Raw genomic sequence first — 21076 nt, forward strand, 5'->3', positions numbered from 1 at the left:
TTACCACTCAAGCGTATCGGCGAGGACGTTGCCGACCAGCTTAACTACGTTCCGGGCATGTTTTTGCAGTGCTGGCCCGGGAGCATGGGCAAAGGCACCGAGTTCGATGCGCAGAAGGTGAATATGCGCCGCAAAACTGCCAAGGCCTTCCCGTGGCGGGCTCGCCACAGTGTCTTCGCGATTGATGCCCTTGCTTGATGGTCGACACGATTACGCCGCATCTCAATGCCACGGAGCTTTCGGAAGCTACAGAGCCAAGGCCACTGCGGCGGCGACGACCAACGCCCCGGCAGCCGCGACCAACGAAGTCGAAAACGAATGGCTGTGCGCGTACAGGAAATCAGCCACCACAGGGCCGAAGATTTGGCCAACGCCATAGACCAGGGTCATTGTCGCCATGAGGTTCGTGCCGGAAGCGCGAGCGGCGTGCTGCGCTGCCGGCATGGCGATCGTGACCGTTCCCATGAACGTGCCGCCTACCAGCAACGCGCTTAGCAGATAGGCCGCTGGCGACTGGTTCAAGGCGGGAAGGGCTACGCCCACAGCCTGGATCAGAAGGTTCACCTGCAGTGCTGCTCGCGTACCTAGTCGGCCGTGAACTCGATGCCAGAAGAAGCAGGAGGGCGCAGCGCCCAGTCCGAACACCGCCCAGACGTGAGCGGCGTCGAGGTGCGGCAGCGCGGTTTTGACCAGCAACGGGAGGTAGGTGGCCGTGACGATGTATCCCACACCGGCCAGGCCGTAGATCGCCACCAGCGGCCAGGCTGCGACAGGGGCTTGAGCCAAGGAAGTGACTGCACTGGCTGCCTGCAGGGTCTGCTTGCCGCTGGCGACCAGTCCGGGCGCCGCGAGCAGACCCACAAGAAGGCCGATGACGCCTAGCATGATCCACATACCGCTGCTGTCCATCCCGATATATGCGGCCAGTACCAGGAGTTCGGCCGAGATCGCGATGCCGACCCCCACACCGGCGAATAGCAGCGGCGCGCCGCGATGGTGGCCGCGACGCTCCAGCAGCCAAAGCGAGCTTGCGACCATTGACAGAGAACTGAACATTCCCGCGAGGCCGCGCACGGCAACGATCGCCCAGGTTTGCGTGAGGACGGCCAAGACCATTAGGCAGGCGGAAGTCCCGATGACCGACCACAGGCAGACCTGATGAGCGTTTCTTGCTTGAGCCCTGACGGAGAGGATGGCCCCGATCAGATAACCGGCATAGTTGGCAGTGGCAGCGTAGCTGCCGCCTCGCAGGCTCAAGACTCCCTCTGTGATCATGTGCGGGTAGACCGCAGTGAACGCAAACCGGCCGAACCCCATGCCCACTGCAAGGATAAGAGCGGCCTCGAGAGCGGAGCGGACGTTCGAATTGTTCTTTCTGCGCCCATGGGTGATCGATGTCGTCATGGCCGCCCTTCGACAACCTGGGTGAAAAGTTGCTGGAATGCGGGTACGTCGTAGTTCTTGCGCGAGACCAGCAAGGTGTTTGCGTGCCCGGCGTTCAGCGTTCTCAACTCCGCAGGTGCGCTCGTGATCGTCAGCACGCTGGCAGGCAGAAGCGTGACGCAAGCGCCTGCGGCAACGCACGCGATCATCGCGTGATAGGAGGCCATCTCCTGGACTGTCCATTCACTCGATCCCGCGGTTCCAAGCAGGTCTTCCGCGATGTTGCGGTAGGTGCACCCGAGTGGAAATGCGACAAGCGAGCGCGTTTGGACGTCCCCCGCTCGGCGCGCCTTGTATTCGCTGGCGGGGAGCAGCAGCTTCAGATCCTCCCTCCACGCGGTTACGCCCACCATCCCGAGGTCGGCCAGAGCGTCTGCGCCGCTGAACGACGGCGGCAGGGCAATGAATGCACAGTCCAGTCGTCCAGTGCGGACCTGTTCGAGCAGTTGCCGCGAAGGGGCGGTGCTGAGTTCCAGGCGTGTCGTCGGGTGCTTTGCGTGGTAGCCGGCCAGCAAGGACGGCAAGCGCGTGGCGGCCGTGCTTTCCATACTCCCGATGCGCAATGCGCCACCGCTGAGTCCACCACTGACGACATGCCTTGCCTCCTCTTCGAGTGCCAGCATGCGCTGCGCATACTCGAGCAGCCGATCGCCCGCGGCGGACAGCGCCATGCGCTTGCCGGTTCGAACGAACAGCTCACAGCCAAAGTCGGCCTCCAGTTGCTGGATGCGCGTGGTGACGTTGGAGGGCGCGCGGCCCAGTCGGGTGGCCGCGCGGGTGATGCTGAGTTCGCGTGCCACGGAGTTGAAGATCCTGAGGGATTCGGAGTCCATGTAGTTCTTTAAAATGAAATAGTTGTGCTATTATATTCTCAGTTAGAGAATGTTAAACGCAAGGCCTCTATGGCAGAAGGAAGGTTGATGACCGCGTCTTCAAGGTTTCTGGCTCGGATCGCAATCCAGCTCCCCATCATCCAGGCACCCATGGCCGGTGTCTCCACACCGCGCCTTGCCGCCGCCGTGTCGAACGCAGGCGGGCTCGGATCGCTGGGAATCGGCGCGAGCACGGTCGAGCAGGCACGCGAGGCAATTCAGGAAACGCGCGCGCTGACGAGCCGGCCCATCAATGTCAATGTGTTTTGCCACGGTACTGCGCGTCGCGAGCCCGAACGTGAATCGGCGTGGCTGAAGCATCTTGCACCGTTGTTCGCCGAGGCGGGCATCGCGGTGCCCGCCTCACTGTCAGAGATCTACAAGTCCTTCCTTGATGACGAGGAGGCCTTCGAGCTCATGCTCGCACAGCGCCCGTCAGTCGTGAGCTTTCATTTCGGGGTGCCGGCAGTCCATCGGGTTAAGGCACTGAAGCAGGCCGGCATCTACACCTTCGCCACCGCTACCAATTTGGCGGAAGCCTCCTTGATCGAGCAGGCCGGCGTGGATGCAATCGTCGCCCAAGGCATTGAGGCCGGCGGTCATCGAGGCGTCTTCGATGCCGATGCGACAGACGAAGGTCTGAGTACTGCAGTGTTGGTGCGCTTGCTCGTTCAACGAACACAACTGCCCATCATTGCAGCTGGCGGCATCATGGATGGCCAGGGCATCAAGGCCGCGCTCAACTTGGGAGCGTCTGCCGCGCAGCTTGGTACGGCCTTCCTTTTGTGCCCCGAGTCAGCCGCGAACGCAAGCTACCGCGCGAATCTCAAGAGCCAGCGTGCTGCGGTAACGCGCTTGACGAGCGCCTTGTCTGGACGCCCTGCGCGCGGCATCGTCAACCACATCATCTCGCACGGCGAAGCGAAGGGTGCACCCCCGCCCGCAGCCTATCCGGTCGCGTACGATGCGGCTAAACAATTGAATACTGCGGCAGCAAAGCTCGGCAACAGCGAGTTTGCGGCGCATTGGGCGGGGCAAGGCGCACCGTTGGCGCGGGAATTGCCAGCCTCAGAACTGATGTCTGTTCTGGCGAGTGAACTGGCTTCCTGATTGATCGTTGCGGGACCAAGGCGGTCTAAGACACGTGTGGCACGTTTGTCATGTGGAACGGGCTCGACCCAAATCGCTCACTGAGCTGCCATCGAATCAAAGTTCTCGCTCACCCGAAGATCTTCAAGCTGGCGCAATGTCGGATGCGCCAGGCACTCCCGAAACATCGGCATCGCGGTTGGCGCCTCGACGTGTGACGAGCAGCGTTGGCGTCCGAGAGATCGAAGCATCAATTTCGTGCACGATCAGGCGCTGGTACGCAAACGACCTTGCGATCACGTACCAAGGCTGAAGGGTGACGCAGACGTCTGCGCCGACGCAGGCCAGAATGCCTTCCAGCGTCCCGAATTCGAGCCGATATGACAGGCCGCTGGGCTAGACGAGCAACTGCTCGAGGCGCTGAAGGTGCATCTGCATCGCCCTCGGTGCCGAACATGCCGTAACGCAACCGCTGGAAAACTCTGCAAACCTCTCGACGAGGGGGCCTCATCGACCTCGAGTGGTGAAATTCAACAGCCTGCTAGGCCTCGAGTGCCTTAGTGTGGCTGGTCACGTTGGACTAACACCAAAAACACTAGAGTTCCTTCGTCAGGAACTGTGCACGACCACACCCGAAAGACCAGTCGACACTATCGTTCTCGACTATCGAGATGATTAGGTCGTCTGGAGACAGGCCGCAGTCAGCTTCCAGTCGCTCAGCTAAAAGACGATAGAACTCGGACTTTTGTGCTTGCGAGCGTGGACGTGTAGTCACTGTCAGTAACACGACGCTGGCGGATCGTGTGAAGCCCAACCCTGTATCTTCCAGCACCAGTTCGCCGGGGCGGTGTTGTGTGACGGATTGATAGCGGTCGCTTGTGGGAACCGCGAACGCTTGAACCATGGCATGGTGGGCGGAGTCCAGGAGCGCCCGGAGCTGTGCGTCGCTGCGACCCTGGATGACGTCGAACTTGAGTAGGGGCATTTTGGTCTGCTTGAAGTGGGGAACATCCGGGGCGACATTCGCGGCCAGACTTGTTCAAAAGTTGGGGTTGCTTGACCTTCAGTTCAAGGCTTCGGCTGGGCCGAAGAATTCATAGCGAATTTGTTCGTCGGGCAGGCCCAATTCGCGCAGCGCTCGCTTGATGAATGCCATAAATGGCTTTGGCCCCAGAAAGTACGCATCAAAATCACGATGAGCCGGAAGCCATTGCTGCAGTTGCGCCGCATGAGGTCGGCCCACCGCATCTGGACGGCGTCCTGTAGTCCCATCGTGCTCTTCGTAAGCGAGATAGACCTGCAGTCGCGGATACCGCTTAGCCCAGGCGTCGACGAGTTCTCCAAACGCATGAGCCTCGGCGTTGCGCGCGTAGTGGATGAAGGTGATCGGGCGCTCGGCGTCGAGAGCTGCCTCGGCCATCGCCAACGTCGGCGTGATGCCAACACCGCCGCTGATGAACACCACCGGTCTGTTACTGTCGACGAGGGTGAATTCCCCGGCGGGCGGGAAGAGTTCGAGGGTCCCGCCTTCGGGGATATGGTCGTGGAGGAAGTTAGATGCAACGCCGTCGCGTTCGCGCTTCACGCTGATGCGGTAGCTGCGGCCATTCGACGCCGCCGACAGCGAGTAGTTGCGGCGGATTTCCTCGCCATCCACGACTAAGCGCAGGCCAATGTACTGGCCTGGCTTGAAGCCGAGAACTTGGCCACCATCGACCGGCTCCAGATAGAAGGATGTGATTTCCGTGCTCTCTGGTACTTTGCGAACAACGCGGAATGCGCGCGCACCCCGCCAACCGCCGGGTGCCGTCGCCAGCGCGGTGTAGACCTCGCGCTCGGCGCCGATCAAGATATCGGCGAGTTGCTGGTAGGCCGCACCCCAGGCATCGATCACCGCATCCGTTGCGATTTCTTCGCCAAGCACTTCGCGGATTGCCCGCAGCAGGCAGGTACCGACGATTGGATAGTGCTCAGGCTGGATCTGCAGCGCCACGTGTTTGTTGACGATCTGCGCAGCCAATGGCCCCAATGCTTCGAGCCGGTCAATGTTACGTGCGTACATGAGCACCCCATTGGCAAGCGCCCGCTGCTGGGCGCCGCTGGCCTGGTGCGCCTGGTTGAACAGCGGCCGGACCTCCGGGTACTCGCTGAGCATCAACTTGTAGAAATGGGTGGTGAGAGCTTCGCCACCGGTCTCCAGCAATGGGACGGTAGCCGTGATGATGTCGCGTTGCGGAGGTGTCAGCATAGAGTGCTTCTTGGGAAAGATTTGGGAAAAAAGATACAAGCAGCCACATGCATGATCGCAAGGGATGCTGCCGTCGGTGCCCACGAATGAGCGCCGCGATGACTACTTAGCGGTGGGCATCACGAACTCGGCGCCCTTGCCAATGCTTTCCGGCCAACGCTGCATGATGCTCTTCTGCTTGGTGTAGAAGCGCACGCCTTCCTCGCCGTAGGCATGCATGTCGCCGAACAACGAGCGCTTCCAGCCGCCGAAGCCGTGCCAGGCCATGGGCACCGGGATCGGCACGTTGATGCCGACCATGCCGACCTGGACGCGTCGACCGAACTCGCGTGCCACGTTGCCGTCACGGGTGAAGCAAGCCACGCCGTTGCCGAACTCGTGGGCATTGATCAGGTCGACTGCTTCCTTGAGATCATGTACGCGCATGCAACCCAGCACCGGGCCGAAGATCTCTTCCTTGTAGATGCGCATTTCGGGCGTAACGTGGTCGAACAGAGTGCCGCCCATCCAGAAACCATCAGCGCAGCCTTCGCCAGCGCTTGCGCCATCGAAGCTGCGCCCGTCGACCAGCAACTTGGCGCCTTCCTTCTGACCGATGTCGATGTAGCCCATGATGCGCTCGTGCGCCGCGCGCGTAACGATCGGGCCCATCTCGGCCGCGAGGTTGGTGCCGTTGAGCACCTTCAGCGTCTTCGTGCGCTCGATGAGCTTGGGCAACAGCCGGTCGGCCACGTCACCCACCAGCACTGCGACGCTGATTGCCATGCAGCGCTCGCCGGCCGAGCCGTAGCCGGCACCGATCAGCGCATCGACGGCTTGGTCGATGTCGGCGTCGGGCATGACCACCATGTGGTTCTTCGCGCCGCCGAGCGCCTGCACGCGCTTGCCGTGTCGCGCGCCGGTTTCGTAAATGTAGTTCGCGATCGGCGTCGAGCCGACGAAGCTGATGGCCTTGACGTCCGGGTGCTCGAGCAGCGCATCGACCGCGACCTTGTCGCCCTGCACCACGTTGAACACGCCATCGGGCAGGCCGGCTTCCTTGAACAGCTTGGCGATGAACAATGAAGGGCTCGGATCGGTCGGACTGGGCTTGAGAATGAAGGTGTTGCCCGCGGCAATGGCCACCGGGAACATCCACATGGGCACCATCACCGGAAAGTTGAAGGGCGTGATGCCGGCGACCACACCGAGCGGCTGGCGCAGCGTCCAGTTGTCGATGCCGGTGGAAACCTGGTCGGTGAAGTCGCCCTTGAGCAGTTGCGGGATGCCGCACGCGAACTCGACGATGTCGATACCACGCGCTACTTCGCCCTGCGCGTCGGTGAAGACTTTGCCGTGCTCGGCGGTGATGAGGTGGGCCAGTTCGTCTTTTTGTTCATTGAGCAGCTGCAGGAACTTGAACATGACGCGCGCGCGGCGGATCGGCGGCGTATCGGCCCACTTCGGAAACGCCGCGGCAGCAGCCTTCACGGCTGCGTCGACCTCCGCGGAAGACGCCAAAGCCACCTTGCCGATAACAGCGCCGGTCGCTGGATTCGTAACGTCCTGCGTGCGCCCCGAAGTGCCTAGCACGACGCGGCCCTGGATGTAGTGTTCGATATCGGCGGGCGTGGTGGTCATATTCAAAGTCTCCTTGTGCGATGTGATGAAAGTGGGGACAAATCTGTCCCGGCGTCCAGATCAGGTGAAGTTGGTTTCTGCAAACGACCAATTGACCAACTTGTTGAGAAACACCTCGACGAAGGCGGGACGCGCATTGCGGTAGTCGATGTAATAGGCGTGCTCCCAGACATCGATGCAAAGCAGCGGCTTGTCGTCAGTCGTTAAGGGCGTGCCGGCGGGCCCCATGTTCGTGATGTCTAGGGTGCCGTCCAGCTTCTTGACCAGCCACGTCCAGCCCGAACCGAAGTTGCCGATGGCCGATGCGCGGAATGCGTCGCTGAAGGCGTCCAGGCTACCCCACTTGGCGCGGACCGCGACAGCGAGCGCTCCAGAGGGGGCTCCGCCGCCTTGGGGCTTCATGCAGTTCCAGAAGAACGTGTGATTCCAGACTTGCGCAGCGTTGTTGTAGATGCCGCCGGCCGGAGCTTTGCGCACGATTTCCTCAAGCGCCAATTCCTCGTAGGGCGTGCCCTTGATCAAGCCGTTCAGGTTGGTGACGTAGGCCTGATGGTGCTTGGCATAGTGGTAGTCGAAGGTCTCCGCCGACACGTGGGGAGCCAACGCATCCTTGGCAAACGGTAGCGGGGGAAGCTTGTGGTCCATGGGGTTTCTTTCGTGGTTGGGGGATGCCCCGGCAGGGGCTCAGCATCCCTTTCAAATCATCTAGGTCAGGGGTCGTAAACGTACCCTGCGCCAAACGATAAGTCTCACCATCGATCATGTAAAACGATGAATAGTGATGTCATGAATCACTATTGGTGAATCGAAGGCGTGGCGAGGCGCAGCGCCTTTGGACTGGGCGCGGTGTCATAGCTCTGCGAGATGACCGCCCACCGCGAGGAGAGCGGCGGCAGTAATGAAAATTCCTGTCAGGAGGTCTTCCCGTTCGCGATGTCGAATCGGCCGCATGGCCAAGTTACGAAAGTTGTCGCCTTGACTTCAAGACCCCTGTGAGCGGTGGCTTGAAAGAAGCCCGAATCGGCATCTAGTCCGCGGGATGAATCATCAAAAGAGATTTCATCCATCATCATTCATCGTTTTACATGATTGAAAGCGAAGCCTATCTTCCACGGCCATAAGCCGAGACCTGTGGCAGTTCGAGTTATCGAGTCTGAGGTCACGGCGCAAAAATTCTTCCACGACGCCCAGGAGACAAAATGAGCAACACGACCCTAGCCAATATCCGGAATCAGTTCCAGTTCAAGGATCTGGTAAGACGCAGACGAAAATTTGTAGGCTGGCTTACGGTGCTGACACTAGCGCCTTACTACGGCTTCATCCTCGTTGCTGCGTTTGCTCCAAATTTCCTCGCGACGAAGCTCTCAAACACCAGCATCATCAATGTCGGCTGGCCGATGGGCTTGGCCTTGATCATTGGTACATGGCTTCTCACGGGCCTGTACATCTATCGCGCCAACGGTGAGTTCGATGATCTCACTGCAGCGATTCTGGCGAGGGCGAAATCATGAGCCGCGCCCTCCAACGTCTCGTTCTTTCTGTCTTCCTTGGTGCGGCAATCACTGCCTCAGCGGCACCTGGTGCACTTCAGGAAGTCGAAAAACAGCCCATCAACATCACGGCGATCGTGATGTTCCTGGTGTTCGTCATCGCCACGCTGGGGATCACCTATTGGGCCGCCTCCAAGACGAAATCCATGGATGATTTCTACAATTGCGGTGGCGGAATAACAGGGTTTCAGAACGGCCTGGCTCTTGCTGGCGACTACATGTCTGCGGCAGCGTTGCTGGGTCTCACCAGCATGATCTTCTTCAATGGCTACGATGGAATGATCTACGCGATCAGCTTCTTCGTGGCATGGCCACTTCTGCTCTTTCTGTTTGCGGAGCGAATCCGGAACCTGGGCCGCATTACCATTTCCGACATTGCCTCCTTTCGCCTAGAGCAGAACCGTATTCGAACCATGATGGCTGCTGGTTCGTTGACCGTGGTTTGCTTCTATCTAGTCGTTCAGATGGTGGGGGCCGGACAACTGATCCAGTTGCTTTTTGGCCTGCAGTACAACTATGCAGTGATCGCGGTTGGCCTGTTGATGGCAGTCTATGTCACCTTTGGAGGCATGGTCGCGACCACCTGGGTTCAGATCATCAAAGCGGTCTTGCTGCTGTTCGGAGGAACCCTGCTGGCGGTGCTTGCCTTGAGTCGGTTTGGCTTCTCTCTCGACGCCCTGTTCTCGAAGGCAGTCTCCGTTCACAAGAACGGTGCCGGCATCCTTCTCCCCAGCAAACTGGTGGCGGATCCGGTTGCCATGATCTCGCTGTCGATTGGGCTGGTGTTCGGGACCGCGGGATTGCCGCACATTCTCATGCGCTTCTTTACCGTTCCGGACGCGAAGCAGGCACGGAAATCGGTGTTTGTCGCGACGGGTTTTATCGGCTTCTTCTTTCTGGTCGTAGTGGTGCTAGGCATGGCCGCGATCGTGATCGTCGGCCAAGACCCCGCGTTCTACGAAGGGGGTCAGCTGGGTGGAAAGCTCATTGGCGGCGGAAACATGCCTGTGATGCACCTGGCCAAAGCGCTCGGCGGCGATCTGTTCCTGGGCTTCCTGTCGGCGGTCGCCTTTGCCACGATCCTGGCGGTGGTCGCTGGCCTCACGATGGCAGGTACGTCCGCAATTTCGCACGATCTCTATGCGATGGTGATCAAGAAGAACAAGGCTGATCCGGCAAAGGAAAGGCGCGTCTCGAAGATCGCGTCGGTGTGTATCGGCGTGGTGGCGGTTGTGCTGGGTATCCTGTTCAAGGATCAGAACATCGCTTTCCTGGTTGCACTCACCTTTGGTGTCGCAGCTTCGGTGAATTTTCCAATCTTGGCCCTGTCGATGTTCTGGAAAGGACTCACGACCCGGGGCGCATTGATTGGGGGCATGGTGGGGCTCGTAAGCGCTGTAGGGCTTGTCATCCTGTCACCCGCCGTGTGGGTCAAGGTGCTTGGCAATGCGAACGCGGTCTTTCCCTATGACTACCCCGCAATCATCTCAATGAATCTGGCTTTCTTTTTTGCATGGTTGGGTTCGGTCACCGATCGCAGCCCCCGTAGCATGGTTGAGAGAAACGACTTTGACGATCAGTTCATCCGGGCTCAGACCGGGATCGGGGCATCCGGAGCCGTCAGCCATTGAGCTCACATAGCGGGTGGGCGCATACAGGCGCCCGTCGCTATCGCCGAGTTCATTCGTCGGAACATTGAAGGAGAAAAATCATGCAATTGCGAGACAACGGACTTCGGTTCTCCCCAATTACCATTGCGCTGCATTGGATCGTGGCGGCACTGCTGCTCTCGGTCCTCGGGCTCAGCGCCGTAATCGCACAGGTTTCGAACGTTTCGACAAGGACAGAGTTGATGCAGGTGCAGAACCTGCTGGGCATGGCTTTGTTCGTTGTTTCGATCTATCGTTTCTGGGCGAGGGTCACTTCCTATCACCCTCTGCCCGTGGGCACGCCCAATCCGGTCGAGGTGATCGCGAGTCGATCGGTGGCGACAGCCCTCGCGTTGGCTATGGTACTGCTGCCGATTGCCGTTTGGCTTTCCCGGTCGGCAGCCGGAGAGGTGACTGGCCTGCCCGGCGGATTTTCAATCCCAACACTCATCGAGCCCAACGCGCAGGTGAAGTACGCCGTCGACATCCTCTTCAACATTGGCGCGACCGCTTTTCTTGCGGGCCTTGCGCTGCACATCTTCGGCGCACTCAAGAATCACTTTGTGCTGAAGAATGCCGCGCTGCAGCGGATCCTCGGAAAACATGTGGAGTTGTAAGCCATGAGCGAATCAGATCTGAACTTTGCGGGCAACCTCGTCACGCAACTCTGCGGAGTGCGTTATCCCGTCTTCCTGGCCGGCATGGCTGCCATCTCCGGTCCCAAGCTGGTCGCTGCGGTAGCGAATGCAGGGGGCATGGGCGTAGTGGGAGGATTGCGCCTCCCACCGTTGGCTCTGCGCAGGTGGCTCCGAGAGACCAGAGAGCTCACGGACAAACCGTTTGGCGTGAATCTTGTTCCCCAATTTGGTGGCCCGGAGGTTTTCGAAGCGCAATTCCAGGTCATTCTTCAGGAGAGGCCGCGGATGCTCTCGCTGTTCTACGCCGAGGGCTATGCCGCCGATATGATTCCCCGTGCAAAGGACGCGGGGATGATCGTCATGGTCCAGGCAGGGACCGTGGAGCTCGCAAGGAAGGCAATCGAGCACGGCGCCGACATCATCGCGGCACAAGGCTGTGAAGGCGGCGGGCATTTGAACCGGGGAACAATCGGTTTGATGACGCTGCTCCCCGCGATCGTCGAATGTGCAAAAGGACGGCCAGTCCTCGCCGCAGGGGGAATCACAAATCGCGACGATGTCAGGGCGGCAATGTGCCTTGGCGCTTCGGGGGTGCTCGTGGGAACTGCGTTCGTTGCAAGCGATGAATCGAATGCGCATCCGCTCTACAAGCAAAAGATCGTCGAGGCGACGACAGATGACGTCGAGTATCGAACTGGATATTCCTTCGGCTGGACATACGGAACGCCGCATCGGGTGATTCCCAATCGAGACAAGTGGAACCTGTTGCGTTTTGTTGGAGGCGGCGCTCGTGCGATCGACAAGCCAAAAATGGCGAAAAAGCTATCGCTGTACGCAGGCCAGGGTGTGGGAAAGATCCACAGCGTTGTTCCCGCGGCAGAACGCATGACCGAACTCATTCAGGGGTTACCACTCCGCTCAGATCGGCTGGTTGCACAGCTTGGCAACGTGGATCATCCCATTCATGAAGAACTTCCTCTGGCGGCATGAAGGGCGCAGGAGCGTGCCCAAGTTCGATCTACGTGCCATCGCGCCATGCAGACATCGTTTCTTCGCACACTGATCGTCTGTGCCGCGTGCGTTCATGTAGCGGGAATGCTGGCAGCCGAAGTTGCGGCGTTTCCGCTTCTCATCACTGCCATGACCACACATGTGCGGGGAAGGGCCGAGTTGGCGCGAGTTGCAACTCAGCTCATCTCGCACATAGTCAGCGCGGTAGGCGCGGCCGCCCTCGGCTTGTGGTTCGCGAACTGGTTGACGCTGGGGCAGGGTGGGAGACCCACCGCATTCCTGATTAGCTGCCTGCTCCTGCTGTCTTTGCAGTTCACCCGTCTTCGGCATCCCCCGGCCATGGCAAGTGGTGGCGCCGTGCTGTGCGGCGTCGACTCGACAGCTGTCCTTACATGCGTGGCCATTACAGGTTCGATACTTCTTGCAGAGCCGATCTTCTTGCGTATTTGGAAGGCTCGGGATTGATAGGCGTCATGACCGTACTCGTGGTCTTTCCACTCAGCCGTCCAGCCTGACTCATGGCTTCATGTTGGAACGACTGCTCCTGAGCCAACCCGGTGAATGCTTTCAGCGCAGAAGTGTTCATGGTGTCGCTCCGTCGGATGAAGACGGTGGTGACATTCGCAAACTCGGGCGGGAGCTCGTGACATCGGATCGCCTGCCGCGCACTGAAATTCTCCGCGATGGATTTAGGCAGCAAAGTAATGCCCATTCCGGACGCGACACATGACAGGATTCCATCAAGGGTTCCCATTTCCATGATCTGATTGGGAACCAGTCCGACCTGATAGAACCAATGCTCGAGCGTCGAACGATAAAAGCAGCCCGTTCGAAAAACCAAGACCGTTTGCTGCGGTATTTTCTCGATGAGAGCTGGAAGTGAAGCGAACTCGCTGCAGCTCACGAGGACCAGTTCTTCCTTAAACACCTCCTCTTGGGTGAGGGCAGAATTCTGATGGAAGCCGCCGACGAACGCACCGTCAAGTTGGTGTGCTTCGATCGCCTTGATCAGTTCGGCGGTTGTGCCTGTGAGCAATGACAACCGAACTTGAGGATATCTCTCGCGGTACTTCGTCAAGATCTGAGGTAGCCGTATCGCTGCGGTCGTCTCCATTGATCCAAGCCGAAGCAGTCCTGTCGGCACTCCAGTGTCCAGCAAAGCGCTTCGACCCTCATCCGTAAGCTGCAAGATACGACGTGCGTAGCCAAGGAAAGTTTCACCTGCAGACGTGAGCACAACGCCGCTCTTTTGTCGCACGAACAGCTGTTGATTCAGCTCTGTCTCGAGTTCCTTCACCCGCATGGTGACATTGGACTGGACTGTATGCACCTTATCGGCCGCCGCCGTGAAGCTGCCGTGCTCAGCAACCGCGCAAAAGATCTTCAACTGGCGCATTTCCATGATCTATCCGATATGGTGATGATTGGAATCTCCAGCGATCACTTTACAGCATCGATCAAGAGCCGTAAAGTCGTATCAACCATGACAAGTACGACGAAAAAAGTGCGATGGATTTAGCTTCGAATATCGATCTGCTCTTTGCCGGAGGGTTAAGTTTCCTAGAGCCCGAAGGGCAGCGCACCGGCATCTACAAGCGAAGAATTTCTGGACCAGTTCGCGTAGAGCCGCAAGGTATCGTAGGAGACGAGCACGGCGACAGAAGGGTGCACGGCGGACCTGAGAAGGCAGTTCACCACTATGCGGCGGGGAACTACGCGTTGTTGGCCCGGGCCTTTCCCGCGAGCGCGCCCGCGCTGGTCCCAGGTAGCCTGGGAGAAAACATATCAGCGCACCATCTCTCCGAACTCAACGTGCACCTGGGCGATGTCTTCCGGATCGGCAGTGTTGCTTTGCAGGTCTCCCAGCCTCGCAGCCCATGCTGGAAGATCAATCACCGCTTCGATGCGGAGCGGATGTCGATGTTCGTTGCACAGGAGCGGATCACGGGTTGGTACTACCGGGTGGTTGAAGGGGGAAGCATTCAGCCAGGAGATCGCATGGAACTGGTCGATCGACGGACAGACCGGTTTTCCATCGACGAGTTCTGGCGAGTTCAGTTGTGCCATCGGCCATGCGTCGACGATGTCTTGAAGCTGATTGCCGTTCCCGGGCTGGCCGAGGAGTGGAAGCGCCGGCTCGCTGAACGAATGAAATGGCTACAAAAGCAGGCTGTCAACCCGCCCTGATCACACGATCTGCTGCCGTGTCAAGCAGATCGTAGGATTCCGGAGCGGCGCTTCGGCAGCTGCTGATGCTGCAGCCCGTCCGACAGCGCTCAGCGCCATTCGGGTGTGCAGCCGGGTGCGCGCATTATGCTGCGTGTCGACGGCGAAGCGCAGGTCAAGGCTGTGTGCGTGGGCATCTCGCGAACCCCCAGTCCTTGTAGAAGAGCCGCCAAACGAGGTAGTGAACGTGCAACTCTTGACTCGCGATCATGGAAGCCCAAGACATGCAAATGTGCTTACATAGTCTTGGCTCGGTCACGATGGATGCGCTGGAATAGCCGCCCCGCAAACCGTGTCCATCTCCCGCGCCAGCAAAAGCGCTCGTTTTCTGACGGTAGAAGTGACGGTAAAGCACGATGCCCCAACCCCAAAAAGCTGGCATTCATGCGGGTTCCCGGACTTCGGTAACCATTGAGTGGGGCGCCAGAATACCGCAGCGTAGCCAGGGGAGCTGTGGAGTACAAGAAGAAAGGTTTCTTGGGCTGCAGGCGGACGTACTTGGGGCAGCGGTGAGAGCTAAGACACACCGCGGTCGTTTCTACGACGCTAGTTCCAAGGTCGAATCCGCAGGCGTGTACCGCGGCGTTTTCGACATCGACAGCTCCAGCCCTGAGCTTTCGAATGAGTCATCAACGAGGCGACGCGCGACACCTATGGACTTCTTGATGACATGACCTTCTCCTGGTTGAAGGCCCGGTCAGCGTATCAGTTCTGATTTGCCCGTGGTCCAGCCGCAGGGGTTCACTCCAATGCCGGGTCAGGATTGCATGGAACTCAACAGCCCGCCCTTTGCCATCGCAAAAAGATGCTGCGCATTCACTATCTGCAGCAGTCCGCCGGCGGCAGCGAAACTATGACCGTGCCACCGCCCTGACGCGCACGGACCAAGTACGAGTCTGCGACGGCTCTGAAAGACACGTTTCCATCTTCCGCTTCCGGCTCCATCTGGTCAGTTCTGGGTTCAGTGCCCCCCGCTGATGCTGAGCGCGCCCAAATTGCATCCTCGGGCTATGCGCCCAGCCAGAATCTTTCGCTGTGGTCAAGAAACTCATGCAGGTGCACGATTACCGACTCTTCGTCGATCAGCACGACGCCGTACTGTGGCGGCTCGAAGCTTCCCGGGATGTCCTCGGATTCCTGGACGTGCAATGCCACCTGATGGTTGGTTCCGCGCAATGTCGAGAACGGGATGCCGCGCCAGGTGCCCGAGATGGGCCGATGGATGTGGCCGAAGAACAGGTGCTTGATGCGGTGTTCGTGGCCCTTCAATGCCGTCAGCAACCATTCCTTGTCGACTAGGCCGATCCGGTCCATGACCGGGATGCCAAGGGGGAAGGCCGGATGATGCATGAACAGGAGCACCGGTGCATCGTCCTCCGCCAGACGCTGGGCAAGCCAGTTGGCCCGCTGTTCGCAGAACACGCCGGAATGCGTTCCCGGTTCGTTGGTATCGAGGAACAGACCCCTGAACTTGCCGACAGCCTGCTCGTACTGGACGAACCCGTTGTGGTCCACCGGCACCTGGCGGAAGCGTTCCCTGAAGTTGGGCCGGCTGTCATGGTTGCCGAGAATCAGATGAACGGGCATCGGCAGGCGCGCGCATTGCACCGACAGCTGGCGGTAGGCGTCCGGGTGGCCGACATGGGCGAGGTCGCCGGTGATCACGCAGAACGATGCGTCCGCGTGCTCGGCGATCACGCTGTCGATGCAGCGCTCGAACCGTTTGCCGGGGTCGTGCCCGTAGAGGGCGCGCCCCTGCTCGACAAGATGTATGTCCGTGATGTGGATGAACTTGAGCATGGTCGTGCCTTGCGATCAGCGCGACAGCAGCGCCTGGACAGCTTTGCTCATGTCGGTGAGGGCGACGGCGGGCTGCACCTCTTGCGAGACCACGGTCTGCAGGTGATCCTTGATCACATCGGTGATCTTCAAGCCGTTGTCACCCGGAAACGCATACCAGGCCGTGAGAACCGGCATCTGCGCAATGGCGGTCAGGTGGTTGGGGTTCGCCTTGTAGAAGGGTGCCAGCAGCTTCGGGTCGTTCGCCGGCAGCGTGTTGGCCGGGAAGTAGCCGGTTGCCTTGACCATGGTCGTCGCGCCCAGCGGGCCGGTGGCGAACTTGATGTATTCCCAGGCAGCGGTCTGCTTGGCGGGGTCCTTGGAAAACATCATCGCTGCATTGCCGCCGGCCGGCAGGCGGCCGTCCTTGGCCAGGGGCATGCGGGCGGTGCGAATCTCGAACTTGCCGCCGACCTGCTTCGTGATGCTGCCCAGGCGCGCCGTGGTCGTCGCCAGTACCGCGAGCTTGCCGCTCACGAAGTCCTGCCAGGCGGCCGAATAGGAGATGTTGCGCATCTCGCCTAGTTTGACGAGCTGCTCGAGGGTCTGGATGGCAGCCTTACCTGCGGGGCCGTCGAAGGCCACCTTCTTCTCGTCGGCGGTCAACATCGTGCCGCCGTTGCTGAAGACCAGGGCCTGCCACATCCAGTTGCCGGTGATGTCCCACTCGACGTGCAGGCTGTCGGTGCCGGGCGTTGCCGCCTTCGACTTCTTGGCCGCGTTCATGATGGCTTCCCAGGTCGTCGGGAAGCCATCAGGCTCCACGCCCGCCTTGCGCATCAGGTCGGCGTTGTAGTAGATGACGGGTGTGGACAGCGCGAAGCCGATGCCGACCTGCTGACCCTTGACCTGCCCCAGTGAGAGCAGCGCCTGGTCGTAGCCCATGCCCGCCCAGCCTTTCTCCGCCTTGATGAAGGGCGTCAGGTCGACAGCGAGACCACGGTCGGCAAACACGCGCTGGCGATTGAGGCCCTGATAGGACACGTCAGGCAGCTGGCCTGTCACGGCCTGGCGCAGCACCTGCTGTGCCGCGACCTCGTAGTCGGACGTGGGCGCACGGAACGTGACCTTGTACTGGGGGAACTTCGCCATGAAGTCTTTTGCGATCGATTCATGGACCTCTTTGAAGAGATCCGCGTACGCGTAGTCGATCACGATCTCGGTCGGTTGCTGAGCCTGTGCCAGGCCCGTGGCCATCAACACGGTCAGGGCGGCAGTTTTCTTGAACAGTCGTTTCATTGCATAACTCCTTGCGGTTTAACCTTTGACGCCGGTGAGCGTCACACCTTCGATGAAGCGCTTTTGCGCGACGACGAACAGCAGCACCAGCGGCGCCGTGATCAGCACCGTGCCGGCCATCAACGGACCGAACGCGCTGCCTGCTTCCTCATTGCGGAAAAACATGGTTCCCAATGGCGGTGTCGCCAGATCGGGAGAATTGATGACCAGGAGGGGCCAGAAATAGTCGTTCCAGTGCCAGACCACCGAGAAGATCGAGAACGCCAGCAAGGCGGGCATGGCGGTGGGGAGCATCACGCGCCAGACGATCTCCAGCTCACCCATGCCGTCCAGTCGCGCGGCATGGATCAGGTCGTCGGGCACGGTGCGAAAGAACTGCCGCATCAGGAAGATGCCGAACGCGGACACGCTGAAAGGCAGGATGAGCGCGGCCATCGTGTCGAGCAGGCCCGCGTGGTACAGCATCACGTAGAGAGGGATGGCCGTGGCCTGGTACGGCACCATGAGCGCCAGCATCACCAGGCGCCATGCCCACGGCTTGCCACGGAACGACAGCTTGGCGAAGGCGTAGGCGGCAGGCAGTGCCACCAGGATCTGCAGCACCAGGATGCCCGCGCAGACGAGCACGCCATTCCACAGGTAGCGCAGCAAGGGGACCTTGGTCAGCGCCAGGGTGTAGTTCTCCACCGCGGCAAAGCGCGTCGGAAAGAGATGGATCTCGCTGCCGAAGATTTCGTCGGCAGGCTTGAGCGAGGTCAGCACCATCCAGATGAACGGCATCAGGAAGACCAGCGCCACGGCCATCAGGACCACGTGGCGAAGAATCCGGAAGGAAGGGGAAGGACGTTTCATGCGTAGTGCGTCCTGCGCTCCAGCGCGGCGTGCTGGATCTGAGTCAAGAGGAAGATGCCTGCAATGAAGACCACCGTCATGGCGCTGGCGTAGCCCATGCGGAAGAAGCTGAACCCCTCGGCATAGATGGTGTGCAGCAGCACTTCGGTGGCCTTGTTCGGCCCGCCCTTGGTGAGTACATGGACGGTGTCGAAGACCTGCAGTGCGCGGATGGCGCAGACGGTGATGACGAACAAAGTGGTGGGGCCCAGCAACGGCCAGGTGACGAAGCGGAAGCGATCGAACGGACGCTCGATGCCGTCGAGTTCCGCCGCATCGCGCACGTCGCGCGGAATCCCTTGCAGCCCGGCCAGGAAGAACACCAGGGCCAGCCCCGACATCTGCCAGATGCCGATCGCAGCGAGCGAGCACAGCGCGAGCCGGCGGTCGTTGAGCCAGTTCTGGGGGGCGACGCCAACCTGCATCAGCAGGTGATTAACGAGCCCGGCGCTCGGATGCAGCAGGAACTCCCACACGACCGCCATCGCGATCAGCGTAGAAGCGGCCGGCATGAAGAAGGCCGTGCGGTAGAAGCCACGTCCAGATCGATCGGATTCGATCAACAGTGCGAGGCTCAGGCCCAGCGTGATCGAGCCACCGGTGACCAGGACCAGGTAAACGAGGGTGTTGGCCACGGACTTCCGGAACACCGCGTCCGACCAGAGTTCGGCGTAGTTCTGCAAGCCGACCCAGTTCAGCGTGGTGGCGCCGAACTGCCAATCGGTCAGCGACATCAGAAGGACGGCCACCACGGGAATGAACAGCAGGAGCGTCGCAAGAAGTCCCGCGGGCGCGAGAAGCGAAGCTGTGGAAAGGGAAGGAATGCGCATGGCCGACGTTCAGGCAACCCGGGCCCGGGCATCGCATGGATCGATCGACAGGCGTTGACCGCCTGCGTCAAAGACATGCAGCGCCTCCCAAGGAACGGTGATCTCGAACTCTTGCCCTGCGCGCGCAGCGGTCCCTGCCGGGAGGCAAACGATGCAGGCCTCGCCCTGACTTGGCAGGGTCAGTGAGGCCATCAACTCGGTACCGGCATACTCCACATGGCCGACAACGCCGCGCACGGTGAGGCCATGCGCCTTCGCCAGGGTGACCGCCTGGGGCCGGAAGGCGACATGGCAGGGCCCGCTGTTCGCCGCGGCATCCGCGATGCGTTGCGCCAAGCAGTGGATCTCGCCGTCGGCGCGGATCTCGCCCGGTACGACGTTGATCCGCGGCGCGCCGACGAATCGAGCGACCTCGAGGCTTTGTGGTCGCATGTACAGCTCTTCGGGCGGCGCCACCTGAAGGATGCGGCCTTCGCGCATGACCGCCACACGGTCCGACATGGACATGGCCTCGTGCTGATCGTGCGTGACGTAGATGAACGTCACGCCCAATTGGTCGTGAAGCTGGCGGATCTCGGCACGCAGCGCATGCCGAAGGTTGGCGTCCAGATTCGAGAGGGGCTCGTCGAACAGGAACACGGACGGGTGGCGAACCATGGCGCGCGCCAGGGCCACGCGCTGGCGCTGGCCGCCCGACAGATGCGCCGGCTTGCGGTCGAGCAATCCGTCGATGGCGAGTCGCCGGGCCACTTCATGCGCGCTGACATGGATGTCGGCGAGCCGGCGGCGCACCGCGGGAGACACCACGCGTGCCCCCGGCAGGCGACCCCAGAATCCCAGGCCGCGCATCACCAGCGGCATCGAGATGTTCTCGCGCACGGTCATGTGCGGGTACAGCGCATAGGACTGGAACACCATCGCGCAGTCCCGCGCGCTGGGCGACAGGGCGAGCAGGTCGCGGTCTCCCATGCGGATCGTGCCGGTGTCGGGCGTGTCCAGGCCGGCAATCAGCTTCAGCAAGGTGGACTTGCCGCAACCGGACGCACCCAGCAGGGTAAGAAATTCGCCGTCGCGCACGGTCAGGTCGAGTTCCTGCAGAACGGCCGCGCTGCCGAAGCGTTTGGTCAGGCCCGAGATCTGGATGTCAGACATGGTGATTCGTCTCCGCCGTTGACTGAGTCGGTGTCCGGGCGGCCATCCAGCTGTGGAATTCTGCGTAGCCCGAAAACGCCACGGTGCAGGGGCGCAAGTCGTCGGGATCCGCGGCGTAGCCGCCGAGGTGGGCGGCCAGCCGTACGCCAGCCGCCTGGGCACACGCGGCGTCGATGCCGGAGTCCCCGACGAAGAGCGCTGTCTGCGGCGTCGCGCCCAACTGGGTCAGTGCGAGGTGCAAGGGCGCGGCGTCTGGCTTGGGATGCGCGGTGTCGCCCAGGCCCACGATCGCGTCGAAGAAGCCGGTCAGTGCTACCTTGTCCAGCAGCGTGCGAGTCGAGTCTTGATCGCGGTTTGTGCAGATGCCTAGGGCGATGCGCTGCGCACGAAGCATCGACAGCAGATCGAGGGCGCCGTCGTACACCACGGCCTGGTGTAGCCAGTGCGATGCATAGCGGTGCGCGAAGGCATCTTCGAGTCGCGAGGCCAGCGCGAGCGGCACAGGCGCTGCCTGAAGCCGAAGCGCGCTCTGGAACAGCGCGATGATGCCCTGGCTCAAGGCAGGACGAAGATGCTGCGGCTCGACGGCCTGCAAACCGGCCAGCACCAGCACCTCATTGGCCGCCGCTGCGAGGGAGGGCAAGGTGTCGAAAAGGGTTCCATCGACATCAAAGACGACTGTTCGTATTTGATCGTTATTGTTCATATATTGGATGTTACGAACACGATGAGTCAAACTCGTGACAAATACCGGCGGTACAGTTTCAGCATCGATCACG

General features: G+C 60.6%; 19 protein-coding genes. 6 read left to right on the plus strand and 13 right to left on the minus strand.

Features of this window, described 5'->3' with window-relative positions; translation table 11 throughout:
- Window positions 1-246: 246 nt before the first annotated feature.
- Both ACSFBC_RS25175 and ACSFBC_RS25180 read right to left on the minus strand, forming a co-directional pair.
- Window positions 247-1404: a YbfB/YjiJ family MFS transporter gene (locus ACSFBC_RS25175; protein ID WP_435513067.1), complete on the minus strand. Its 1158-nt coding sequence runs from the start codon at window positions 1402-1404 to the stop codon at window positions 247-249.
- Entirely contained in the window at window positions 1401-2276 is an 876-nt protein-coding gene (locus ACSFBC_RS25180; RefSeq protein ID WP_435513068.1) for a LysR family transcriptional regulator, read from the minus strand. The genes ACSFBC_RS25175 and ACSFBC_RS25180 overlap by 4 nt, the downstream gene beginning before the upstream one ends.
- Before the next feature lie 87 nt (window positions 2277-2363).
- On the opposite strand from ACSFBC_RS25180, the gene ACSFBC_RS25185 reads away from it, so the two are divergent.
- A complete protein-coding gene (locus tag ACSFBC_RS25185; protein WP_435513069.1) occupies window positions 2364-3425 on the plus strand; it encodes an NAD(P)H-dependent flavin oxidoreductase in 1062 nt (353 codons plus the stop codon).
- 574 nt (window positions 3426-3999) lie between these two features.
- Here ACSFBC_RS25185 and ACSFBC_RS25190 read toward each other — a convergent pair.
- The 4 genes from ACSFBC_RS25190 to ACSFBC_RS25205 all read right to left on the minus strand — a co-directional run bounded on the left by ACSFBC_RS25190 (window position 4000) and on the right by ACSFBC_RS25205 (window position 7917).
- On the minus strand, window positions 4000-4389 hold the full coding sequence (locus tag ACSFBC_RS25190; RefSeq protein ID WP_435513070.1) for a tautomerase family protein: 390 nt from the start codon (window positions 4387-4389) through the stop codon (window positions 4000-4002).
- 78 nt (window positions 4390-4467) lie between these two features.
- Complete coding sequence (gene hmpA / locus ACSFBC_RS25195; protein ID WP_435513071.1) at window positions 4468-5652, minus strand: NO-inducible flavohemoprotein; 1185 nt, start codon at window positions 5650-5652, stop codon at window positions 4468-4470.
- 102 nt (window positions 5653-5754) lie between these two features.
- Entirely contained in the window at window positions 5755-7272 is a 1518-nt protein-coding gene (locus tag ACSFBC_RS25200; protein ID WP_435513072.1) for a CoA-acylating methylmalonate-semialdehyde dehydrogenase, read from the minus strand.
- A gap of 60 nt (window positions 7273-7332) precedes the next feature.
- Window positions 7333-7917: a superoxide dismutase gene (locus ACSFBC_RS25205; protein ID WP_435513073.1), complete on the minus strand. Its 585-nt coding sequence runs from the start codon at window positions 7915-7917 to the stop codon at window positions 7333-7335.
- Between the two features lie 554 nt (window positions 7918-8471).
- On the opposite strand from ACSFBC_RS25205, the gene ACSFBC_RS25210 reads away from it, so the two are divergent.
- From ACSFBC_RS25210 to ACSFBC_RS25225, 4 genes are all read left to right on the plus strand, one after another.
- Window positions 8472-8783 (plus strand): DUF485 domain-containing protein, encoded by a 312-nt coding sequence (locus ACSFBC_RS25210; RefSeq protein WP_435513074.1) that lies wholly within the window; start codon window positions 8472-8474, stop codon window positions 8781-8783.
- Window positions 8780-10453: a cation acetate symporter gene (locus tag ACSFBC_RS25215; protein WP_435513075.1), complete on the plus strand. Its 1674-nt coding sequence runs from the start codon at window positions 8780-8782 to the stop codon at window positions 10451-10453. Before ACSFBC_RS25210 ends, ACSFBC_RS25215 begins: the two co-directional genes overlap by 4 nt.
- An 80-nt stretch (window positions 10454-10533) precedes the next feature.
- On the plus strand, window positions 10534-11088 hold the full coding sequence (locus ACSFBC_RS25220) for a cytochrome b (RefSeq protein ID WP_435513076.1): 555 nt from the start codon (window positions 10534-10536) through the stop codon (window positions 11086-11088).
- Window positions 11089-11091: 3 nt separating this feature from the next.
- Window positions 11092-12099 (plus strand): NAD(P)H-dependent flavin oxidoreductase, encoded by a 1008-nt coding sequence (locus ACSFBC_RS25225; RefSeq protein WP_435513077.1) that lies wholly within the window; start codon window positions 11092-11094, stop codon window positions 12097-12099.
- Between the two features lie 424 nt (window positions 12100-12523).
- On the opposite strand, the gene ACSFBC_RS25230 is transcribed toward ACSFBC_RS25225, so the two are convergent.
- The gene (locus tag ACSFBC_RS25230) at window positions 12524-13522 is read right to left on the minus strand and encodes a LysR family transcriptional regulator (protein WP_435513078.1); all 999 of its coding nucleotides are present in this window, start codon (window positions 13520-13522) and stop codon (window positions 12524-12526) included.
- 107 nt (window positions 13523-13629) lie between these two features.
- Here ACSFBC_RS25230 and ACSFBC_RS25235 point away from each other — a divergent pair, with 107 nt between their 5' ends.
- Window positions 13630-14307 carry an MOSC domain-containing protein gene (locus tag ACSFBC_RS25235; RefSeq protein ID WP_435513079.1) on the plus strand — a complete coding sequence of 226 codons (678 nt, stop codon included), beginning with the start codon at window positions 13630-13632 and terminating at the stop codon, window positions 14305-14307.
- 1047 nt (window positions 14308-15354) lie between these two features.
- On the opposite strand, the gene ACSFBC_RS25240 is transcribed toward ACSFBC_RS25235, so the two are convergent.
- From ACSFBC_RS25240 to ACSFBC_RS25265, 6 genes are read right to left on the minus strand one after another with little or no spacing between them, the layout of a single operon-like run.
- A complete protein-coding gene (locus tag ACSFBC_RS25240; RefSeq protein ID WP_435513080.1) occupies window positions 15355-16146 on the minus strand; it encodes a phosphodiesterase in 792 nt (263 codons plus the stop codon).
- A 15-nt stretch (window positions 16147-16161) separates the two neighbouring features.
- Entirely contained in the window at window positions 16162-17424 is a 1263-nt protein-coding gene (locus tag ACSFBC_RS25245; RefSeq protein WP_435513081.1) for an ABC transporter substrate-binding protein, read from the minus strand.
- A gap of 18 nt (window positions 17425-17442) precedes the next feature.
- Window positions 17443-18276 carry a carbohydrate ABC transporter permease gene (locus ACSFBC_RS25250; RefSeq protein WP_171022582.1) on the minus strand — a complete coding sequence of 278 codons (834 nt, stop codon included), beginning with the start codon at window positions 18274-18276 and terminating at the stop codon, window positions 17443-17445.
- Window positions 18273-19145, minus strand: a complete 873-nt coding sequence (locus tag ACSFBC_RS25255; RefSeq protein WP_435513082.1) for a carbohydrate ABC transporter permease — start codon at window positions 19143-19145, stop codon at window positions 18273-18275. Before ACSFBC_RS25255 ends, ACSFBC_RS25250 begins: the two co-directional genes overlap by 4 nt.
- Window positions 19146-19154: 9 nt before the next feature.
- Window positions 19155-20297, minus strand: a complete 1143-nt coding sequence (locus tag ACSFBC_RS25260) for an ABC transporter ATP-binding protein (protein ID WP_435513083.1) — start codon at window positions 20295-20297, stop codon at window positions 19155-19157.
- Window positions 20290-21003 carry an HAD family hydrolase gene (locus ACSFBC_RS25265; protein ID WP_435513084.1) on the minus strand — a complete coding sequence of 238 codons (714 nt, stop codon included), beginning with the start codon at window positions 21001-21003 and terminating at the stop codon, window positions 20290-20292. Before ACSFBC_RS25265 ends, ACSFBC_RS25260 begins: the two co-directional genes overlap by 8 nt.
- Window positions 21004-21076: the final 73 nt, after the last annotated feature.

Origin of the sequence: Variovorax frigidus (assembly GCF_051216515.1) — a bacterium.
Classification (GTDB): Bacteria; Pseudomonadota; Gammaproteobacteria; order Burkholderiales; family Burkholderiaceae_C; genus Variovorax.

What these genes read in the sequence shown, in the direction of transcription:
- ACSFBC_RS25185 (WP_435513069.1), top strand. Translation starts at nt 2,364, where the DNA reads ATGACCGCGTCTTCAAGGTTTCTGGCTCGGATCGCAATCCAGCTCCCC.
- ACSFBC_RS25175 (WP_435513067.1), bottom strand. Translation starts at nt 1,404, where the DNA reads ATGACGACATCGATCACCCATGGGCGCAGAAAGAACAATTCGAACGTC.
- ACSFBC_RS25200 (WP_435513072.1), bottom strand. Translation starts at nt 7,272, where the DNA reads ATGACCACCACGCCCGCCGATATCGAACACTACATCCAGGGCCGCGTC.
- ACSFBC_RS25245 (WP_435513081.1), bottom strand. Translation starts at nt 17,424, where the DNA reads ATGAAACGACTGTTCAAGAAAACTGCCGCCCTGACCGTGTTGATGGCC.
- ACSFBC_RS25215 (WP_435513075.1), top strand. Translation starts at nt 8,780, where the DNA reads ATGAGCCGCGCCCTCCAACGTCTCGTTCTTTCTGTCTTCCTTGGTGCG.
- ACSFBC_RS25230 (WP_435513078.1), bottom strand. Translation starts at nt 13,522, where the DNA reads ATGGAAATGCGCCAGTTGAAGATCTTTTGCGCGGTTGCTGAGCACGGC.
- ACSFBC_RS25210 (WP_435513074.1), top strand. Translation starts at nt 8,472, where the DNA reads ATGAGCAACACGACCCTAGCCAATATCCGGAATCAGTTCCAGTTCAAG.
- ACSFBC_RS25265 (WP_435513084.1), bottom strand. Translation starts at nt 21,003, where the DNA reads ATGAACAATAACGATCAAATACGAACAGTCGTCTTTGATGTCGATGGA.
- ACSFBC_RS25205 (WP_435513073.1), bottom strand. Translation starts at nt 7,917, where the DNA reads ATGGACCACAAGCTTCCCCCGCTACCGTTTGCCAAGGATGCGTTGGCT.
- hmpA (WP_435513071.1), bottom strand. Translation starts at nt 5,652, where the DNA reads ATGCTGACACCTCCGCAACGCGACATCATCACGGCTACCGTCCCATTG.
- ACSFBC_RS25255 (WP_435513082.1), bottom strand. Translation starts at nt 19,145, where the DNA reads ATGCGCATTCCTTCCCTTTCCACAGCTTCGCTTCTCGCGCCCGCGGGA.
- ACSFBC_RS25260 (WP_435513083.1), bottom strand. Translation starts at nt 20,297, where the DNA reads ATGTCTGACATCCAGATCTCGGGCCTGACCAAACGCTTCGGCAGCGCG.
- ACSFBC_RS25220 (WP_435513076.1), top strand. Translation starts at nt 10,534, where the DNA reads ATGCAATTGCGAGACAACGGACTTCGGTTCTCCCCAATTACCATTGCG.
- ACSFBC_RS25250 (WP_171022582.1), bottom strand. Translation starts at nt 18,276, where the DNA reads ATGAAACGTCCTTCCCCTTCCTTCCGGATTCTTCGCCACGTGGTCCTG.
- ACSFBC_RS25180 (WP_435513068.1), bottom strand. Translation starts at nt 2,276, where the DNA reads ATGGACTCCGAATCCCTCAGGATCTTCAACTCCGTGGCACGCGAACTC.
- ACSFBC_RS25225 (WP_435513077.1), top strand. Translation starts at nt 11,092, where the DNA reads ATGAGCGAATCAGATCTGAACTTTGCGGGCAACCTCGTCACGCAACTC.
- ACSFBC_RS25240 (WP_435513080.1), bottom strand. Translation starts at nt 16,146, where the DNA reads ATGCTCAAGTTCATCCACATCACGGACATACATCTTGTCGAGCAGGGG.
- ACSFBC_RS25190 (WP_435513070.1), bottom strand. Translation starts at nt 4,389, where the DNA reads ATGCCCCTACTCAAGTTCGACGTCATCCAGGGTCGCAGCGACGCACAG.
- ACSFBC_RS25235 (WP_435513079.1), top strand. Translation starts at nt 13,630, where the DNA reads ATGGATTTAGCTTCGAATATCGATCTGCTCTTTGCCGGAGGGTTAAGT.